Below are 6,398 nucleotides of genomic sequence, written 5' to 3' on the forward strand. Positions count from 1 at the left end.
GGTGAGCGTCTGGGCCGCCTCGACGAAGGAATCCAGATCATGCAGCAGGCGTGGTCGACCGGCAGTTCGACGCTCGACGGCAAGTACTACCAGGTCGACGGAGCGCTGTGCCGTCCACTTCCGTTGCAAGAGGGCGGAATTCCCATCTGGGTTGCCGGTGGCGGCGAGAAGGTCACACTCAAGATCGCGGCCAAGTACGCGCAGTACACGAACTTCGACGGCACCCCGGCCGGCTTCGCGCACAAGTCCGAGATCCTGAAGAAGCACTGCGACACCGTCGGTACCGATTTCGACGCCATCGTCCGTTCGGCCAACTACAACGTGGCCATCGGCGCGACGGAATCCGAGGTGGCTCAGCGGTTGGAGACACTGAAGGCCCGACTGACGCCGTTGGTCGGCGAAGCTGCCGCCGATGCGTCGCTCGATGCGTTCCGCGGAATGCCTGCCGTGGGTACGCCCGAGCAGATCATCGAGAACCTGTCGGCGCTCGAGGCGCAGGGACTCGAGTACGGAATCTTCTACTTCCCCGAGGCCGCGTTCGACACGTCGGGAATCGAGATGTTCGAGAAGGAAGTGCTGCCCGCGCTCGCGTAACCGTTGGGGCTAGCGCAGCGAGTCAGGAAGATCGGCCGGGTTGATCAGAACCCGGCGATCGGGGTGGGTGCGAACTTCTTCGGAATCGGGAATCCGGCTCTGCAGGAAGTTCCACTCGCTCGCACTGACAGCAGCGATCGCGCGTGCCAGCACTGCCGAGTCCTTGGTCCCCCACTCGATCGGCATGGGACTGACCATCTGCCACGTGTCAGCCTTGCTGCGGGTGGAACGATCCGAACGCAGTGCGACCGACGGAATGCGGTCGCCGACTCGCCACTTCGGATTGAGTCGAACGTTGCGGCTGACGAGCGCGTACTTCGGTGCTCCGGCCGCCGGCTTCGCGATGTCGATCAGTGCCGTCAGGGTCGCCGCTCGAGGGTGAACCTCGGTGACGATCGCGGGAACCAGTGGGTTGTCCGCATACAGAGATTCGACGCTTCCCACCTTGCGAGGTGCCCACAAGGCGACCCACAGTGAACTGGCCGCACCGATGGCGAGGACCGCGCCGATGATGATGGACCACACCTCACCCATGCTGATCAACCAGGCCCCGACCGCGGCGAGGACGATCGCGAAGATCACCGCAGAAATCTGCAGGCGGCGTACATCGGCCAGTGTGTCGTTGACCGACTTGGCGTGAGCCTTGTCGACGGTGAACTGGAAGTCAGCCACGAAAAAATCCTTCGGGTGGTGCCGGACGATCTAGGACCGGCCCCCGATCTCCCGGGGACCGTCCACCAGCGTAGCTAGTTTCGCGCGCGCTCCCACATCTGCAGGTAAGCCTCGGCGCCACGGCTCATGTCCTCGATGATCGTGTCGCCGTCGGCGCCCGCAGCAATACGCATGTCCGCGATCCAGTCGGGAATCATCCCGTACTGGGCAACGCCGTCGGTGTTCACGTCGAAAACCCGGGTGCCGGCGCGCTGCTGGTCCATGACGGTGCCGTCGAAGGCGGTGTACGGATATTGCAGCGGATTTTCTGCGGCGTCGCCGCGCGGTGCGGCCTGCGGCCCGAAGCCGTTGGTGTCGGCGCCGTAGCCGAAACCGAAGTAGTAGTTCTCGCTTCGCATCGCCCGTGCGTCCCGCCACTGGTCGATGAACCCACGCTCCTCGGGCTTTTCGTCCGATGCGTCAAGTTGCCCGGCGTACAGGGCGACAAATCCGCCGAGTGCGTAGATCCGCTTGTACAGGCTCGGGTCGCTCCAGCTGTGACTGGAAACGACGCCGGAGTAGTTCGCAGCTTCGAGAATATCGAGAGCCGCTTCGGCGGTCTTGACGCTCATGTGATCGATGTCCACGATCATCCCTCGGTCCATCAAACCTCGGATCGTGTACGCGCCGAGGTCGGTCAGGCCGTGCGAATTGCATTGCGGACCAGAGGGGTACACCGGAAGCATCACTCCGGGTGGGAGTACCGCGAGAAGATTCTGTGCGCCGTCGACCTTGGTGGGCAGCACATTGTCCTCGGCAACGCCGGTGCATGGTTCCGACTGCCAGAACTCCCCGGTGCCCAGGTAGTTGCCGATGTTGACGGCCACTCCGGTGACGCCGCCGTCGAAACGGGCACCGCCGAGGGCGTTGTCGAACTTGTGCGTGACGATCATCTGCCGGACACCGAGGTCGTACAACTCGTCCAGGCCGCGGTCGATGTCGTCCTCGGTGCACTGCGAAATACCGTTGCGCACAGAGCAACCGAAGGGTTCGGACACCTCCACCCCGAGGGTGACGGCCAGCTTTCCGTCGGCGGCCACCTGCCTGGCCTGTTCAGGGGAGCTCACGATGCGGAACCAACCCCGGCCGGGACCGCCGTACTGGGCGTCGATGTAGTCCTGGAGTTCGCGTGTCTGCTGCGCCTGGATCCGGACGGTCTCCATCTCGTCACAGGGATTTCGTTTACTCGGATACAGCTCGCACAGGACACGGTTGGCGACAAAGAGGTTGGTGAAGATTCGCAGACCGCCACGCCAGGCCCGCTCGACCCACTTGTAGTACGTCTGCTCGTGTGTCAGTGAATCGTGCGCCGGCCAGTCGGTGAAACTCGGCCAGCCGGTGGTGTCGTGAGTTTCGAAGGGATTGCCGTACGACAGAACGTTTTCGAGGAGCGCCGGTATCCCGTCGGGTTGATGGTCCGGGCAGTCGACGAGCGCTGCGGTGACGCCCTGAGGATCGAAAGGTCGGCCGCAGTGCAGGTTTCCGCCCATGAACTCGGAAGCATTCATGTGCACGTGTGTGTCGATGAATCCGGTGACTTCACCGTTCGGTCCGATTTCTCCCGGAACGCCGTTTGCGCCCACCTCCGCTTCGGGGAAGTCGGCGCAGCCGTCGCGCGGGATCAGCGTGAACGCAGATTCGGGAACGTCACCGGGATCGGACATCGTGAGCATCAAATCTCGCGAGATCAGTTGTCGGCCGTTCGAGGTCGCTGTCAGAACGAAGGACTCGCCAGTGGACATCACGGTCCAGTCGGTGGACGGAGTTGCTTCGGAAGTGGCGAGCACCGAGTCTGCGCCGTCGTGCGAGAGCATCGACCCGTCCGGGCCGTACAGCATGAATCGACCCAACTGGGCCGCATGTAGTCGGAACGGTTCGGCGTCTGCGGCTTTCGTTACGTCGGTGAGGTACGCCGACCCGTCACGACGGACGAAATCGCCGGACTCCGTACGAAGTGCGAAGCAACCGTTCGCAAGTGCGTACACCGAGTTCTGCGTGGTGGGAGCAGGACTCGGAGCGGCCGCACTGACGCCGGTCGTGGCGACGACGACGGCGGCAGTCAGCAGCGAAATGGTCCCGGCGAGCCGACCCCGTAGACGTGGAACTGAGCGCATGGTGCAGGTGACCCCCGGCCGATGGACACGACTGTGACTGGGGACACTCTACAGATAACTGGACGTATGTCCATTTTATTCTGCAACGTGTTGCAGAAATGCTCAGCCGATTGCAGGTCCGAGCAGGTCATCGGCGTCGGTGATCCGGTAGGCGTAGCCCTGTTCGGCGAGGAATCGCTGACGATGTGCCGCATACTCCGCATCGAGAGTGTCGCGCGAGACCACCGAATAGAAGTGAGCCTGACCGCCGTCGTGCTTGGGTCGCAACAGTCGTCCGAGGCGCTGAGCCTCTTCCTGTCTCGACCCGAAGGTTCCCGAAACCTGCACGGCGACAGACGCCTCCGGAAGGTCGATCGAGAAGTTCGCGACCTTGCTCACCACCAGCGTCTGGATCTCACCGTTACGGAACTGATCGAACAGGATCTCACGTTCCTTGTTCTTGGTGGATCCCTTGATCACCGGCGCGTTCAGGGCTTCGCCGAGTTCGTCGAGCTGATCGAGATACGCACCGATCACCAAGGTTGGTGAATCCGGGTGCTTGGCCAGAATCGACTTCACGACAGCAATTTTGGTGTGCGCCGTCGAGCACAGTTTGTAGCGCTCCTCCGGTTCGGCGACGGCATAGGACATGCGCTCGGCGTCCGTCATCGTCACTCGCACCTCGACGCAGTCTGCCGGTGCGATCCAGCCCTGCGCTTCGATGTCCTTCCACGGAGCGTCGTAGCGCTTGGGTCCGATGAGCGAAAAGACGTCGCCTTCGCGTCCGTCCTCACGAACCAACGTCGCGGTCAGGCCGAGACGGCGGCGTGACTGCAGGTCTGCCGTCATCCGGAAGACCGGCGCGGGGAGCAGGTGTACCTCGTCGTAGATCACCAATCCCCAGTCTCGGGAATCGAAAAGTTCGAGGTGCTTGTACTCGCCCTTCGTGCGACGTGTGATCACCTGGTACGTGGCGATCGTGACCGGCCGAATCTCCTTGCGCTCGCCGGAGTATTCGCCGATTTCTTCCTCGGTCAACGATGTACGCGCGATCAACTCACGCTTCCACTGACGACCGGCAACGGTATTGGTGACGAGGATGAGGGTGGTGGCCTTGGCCTTTGCCATCGCTGCGGCGCCCACCATCGTCTTGCCGGCGCCACACGGCAGCACGACGACGCCCGAACCGCCGGCCCAGAACGAATCCGCTGCCATCTGCTGGTAGTCGCGCAGTTCCCAGTGGCCCTCTTCGAAAGCGAGATCGATCGGGTGCGCTTCGCCGTCCACGTAGCCGGCGAGGTCCTCGGCCGGCCAGCCCACCTTGAGCAGCATCTGCTTGAGGCGGCCGCGTTCGCTCGGGTGGACGATCACGGTGTCGTCGTCGACCTTCTCACCGAGCATCGGCGAGATCTTCTTGTGTCGCATCACCTCGGTGAGGACTGCGCGGTCGAGGCTGACCAGGATGAGGCCGTGCACCGGGCTCTTGACCAGCTGTAAGCGTCCGTACCTGGCCATCGTGTCGACGATGTCGACCAGCAGCGGTTGTGGAACCGCGAATCGTGAGTACGACACGAGCGCGTCGACAACCTGCTCGGCGTCGTGTCCGGCGGCGCGGGCATTCCACAAGGCCAGGGGAGTGATGCGATACGTGTGGACGTGTTCGGGGGCCCGTTCGAGTTCCGCGAAGGGGGCGATTGCCTGCCTGGCATCGCCGGCGCGCTCGTGGTCGACCTCCAACAGCAGCGTCTTGTCGGATTGGACGATCAACGGTCCGTCGGTCACGGAATCCTCCTAGTGAAGCAAACGCGGCAGCCACAGAGCGTTGCGCCGCGTTGTCGGCTGACGCCAACCCTGCCATTGTCCTGGTATCGGGGCGCAGACGCCAACAGGCGACGCTCGCACAGCCCGAAGTAGAGGTGCCCGAGTGCGAGCACCCCTACGTCAACAGGGCAGGATCGACCGCTATTCCGGGAGGCCCGCGGGTAGTACGAGGATCTTCACGTGTTCGTCGGGTGCGCGCAGAGCTGCGAAAGCGTCCGAGACTCCATCCAGACCGACCCTGCCGGTGATGATCGCTTCGGCGTCGATCTCGCCGTCGGCGAGCCTCTGCAGGGTGATGTCGTAGGCATTCTCGTAAGGACCGTGACCGAAGTTGATCGAGATCCTCCGGAACTGCCCGACGACGGGAATGATCGTCTCGTCGCCGAACGGCGCAGCCAGAACCTGAATCCGCGAGTTGAACGGCAGAGTGTGCATCAGTTCTCCGATGACTCCCGCCCGCCCGCTGCATTCGTAGGCGATCAGAACTCCGTTCGCGGCCTGGCCGACAAGCTGGTTGCCTTCGGCGATCATTCGATTCCACAGTTCGATCGGATCCTGCTCGGCCGGATCGACGACGATGTCCGCGCCCATCTTCGCGGCGAGCTCGCGTCGTTTGGGGGAGGGCTCCGACGCGATGACGATCTGCGCTCCGCGCGCTTTCGCGGCGACGATGGCGCCCAGTCCGATCGTTCCGCAACCGATGACGAGCGCCGAATCGGCCGAGGTGAGGCCGGACTGTTGGAGATGCATCTCGCCGACGTGGAGAGGTTCGGCAAGTGTGGCGTGCTCGAGTGACAGGTGGTCGGGAACTTTGCGGACCCAGAACGCGTCGACGACTATGTGATCGCCGAACGCGCCGTGGTACTCGTTCGAGTAGCCGATGATCGTCGGGATCCCGGTAGCGGTGTCGGTGGCCAAGCCGATGCCGGCCACCCGATCGCCGATCGCGAAATCGTCTACTGCAGAACCGGTCTCGGAGACGATACCCGCGTATTCGTGCCCCAGCACCACTGGCGCGTCCGGATCGAAGGTGGCGAGCGGGTAGCCCCCGTCGTGCGCGACCTCGACGAATCGGCACGGGTCCTTCGACATGCTCAGGTCGCTGCCGCAGATCCCGCAGGCGACGACGTCGATGCGGATCTGATGGGGTGCCAACGGCGGCGGGTCGGCGATCTCGGT

General features: G+C 63.5%; 5 protein-coding genes. 1 reads left to right on the forward strand and 4 read right to left on the reverse strand.

Going from position 1 to position 6,398, the window contains the following annotated elements:
- On the forward strand, window positions 1–594 hold a 594-nt coding region (locus tag A2J01_RS34245), incomplete at its 5' end, for an LLM class flavin-dependent oxidoreductase (RefSeq protein WP_156519488.1).
- Window positions 595–603: 9 nt separating this feature from the next.
- Here the strand turns inward: A2J01_RS34245 and A2J01_RS34250 are convergent.
- The 4 genes from A2J01_RS34250 to A2J01_RS34265 form a co-directional block, all read right to left on the reverse strand.
- Window positions 604–1,266 (reverse strand): DUF3239 domain-containing protein, encoded by a 663-nt coding sequence (locus tag A2J01_RS34250; protein WP_020970500.1) that lies wholly within the window; start codon window positions 1,264–1,266, stop codon window positions 604–606.
- Window positions 1,267–1,340: 74 nt separating this feature from the next.
- Complete coding sequence (locus A2J01_RS34255) at window positions 1,341–3,419, reverse strand: hypothetical protein (RefSeq protein WP_064114455.1); 2,079 nt, start codon at window positions 3,417–3,419, stop codon at window positions 1,341–1,343.
- Window positions 3,420–3,521: 102 nt separating this feature from the next.
- Window positions 3,522–5,180: a DNA repair helicase XPB gene (locus tag A2J01_RS34260; protein ID WP_003940219.1), complete on the reverse strand. Its 1,659-nt coding sequence runs from the start codon at window positions 5,178–5,180 to the stop codon at window positions 3,522–3,524.
- Window positions 5,181–5,360: 180 nt separating this feature from the next.
- Window positions 5,361–6,398: alcohol dehydrogenase catalytic domain-containing protein (locus A2J01_RS34265; protein WP_064114456.1), on the reverse strand; the 1,038-nt coding region annotated here is incomplete at its 5' end.

The sequence above is a fragment of the Rhodococcus sp. EPR-134 genome (assembly GCF_001647205.1).
GTDB lineage: Bacteria > Actinomycetota > Actinomycetes > Mycobacteriales > Mycobacteriaceae > Rhodococcus_F > Rhodococcus_F qingshengii.

Coding starts and splice junctions, on each gene's coding strand:
- A2J01_RS34255 (WP_064114455.1), bottom strand. CDS start 3,419: ATGCGCTCAGTTCCACGTCTACGGGGTCGGCTCGCCGGGACCATTTCG.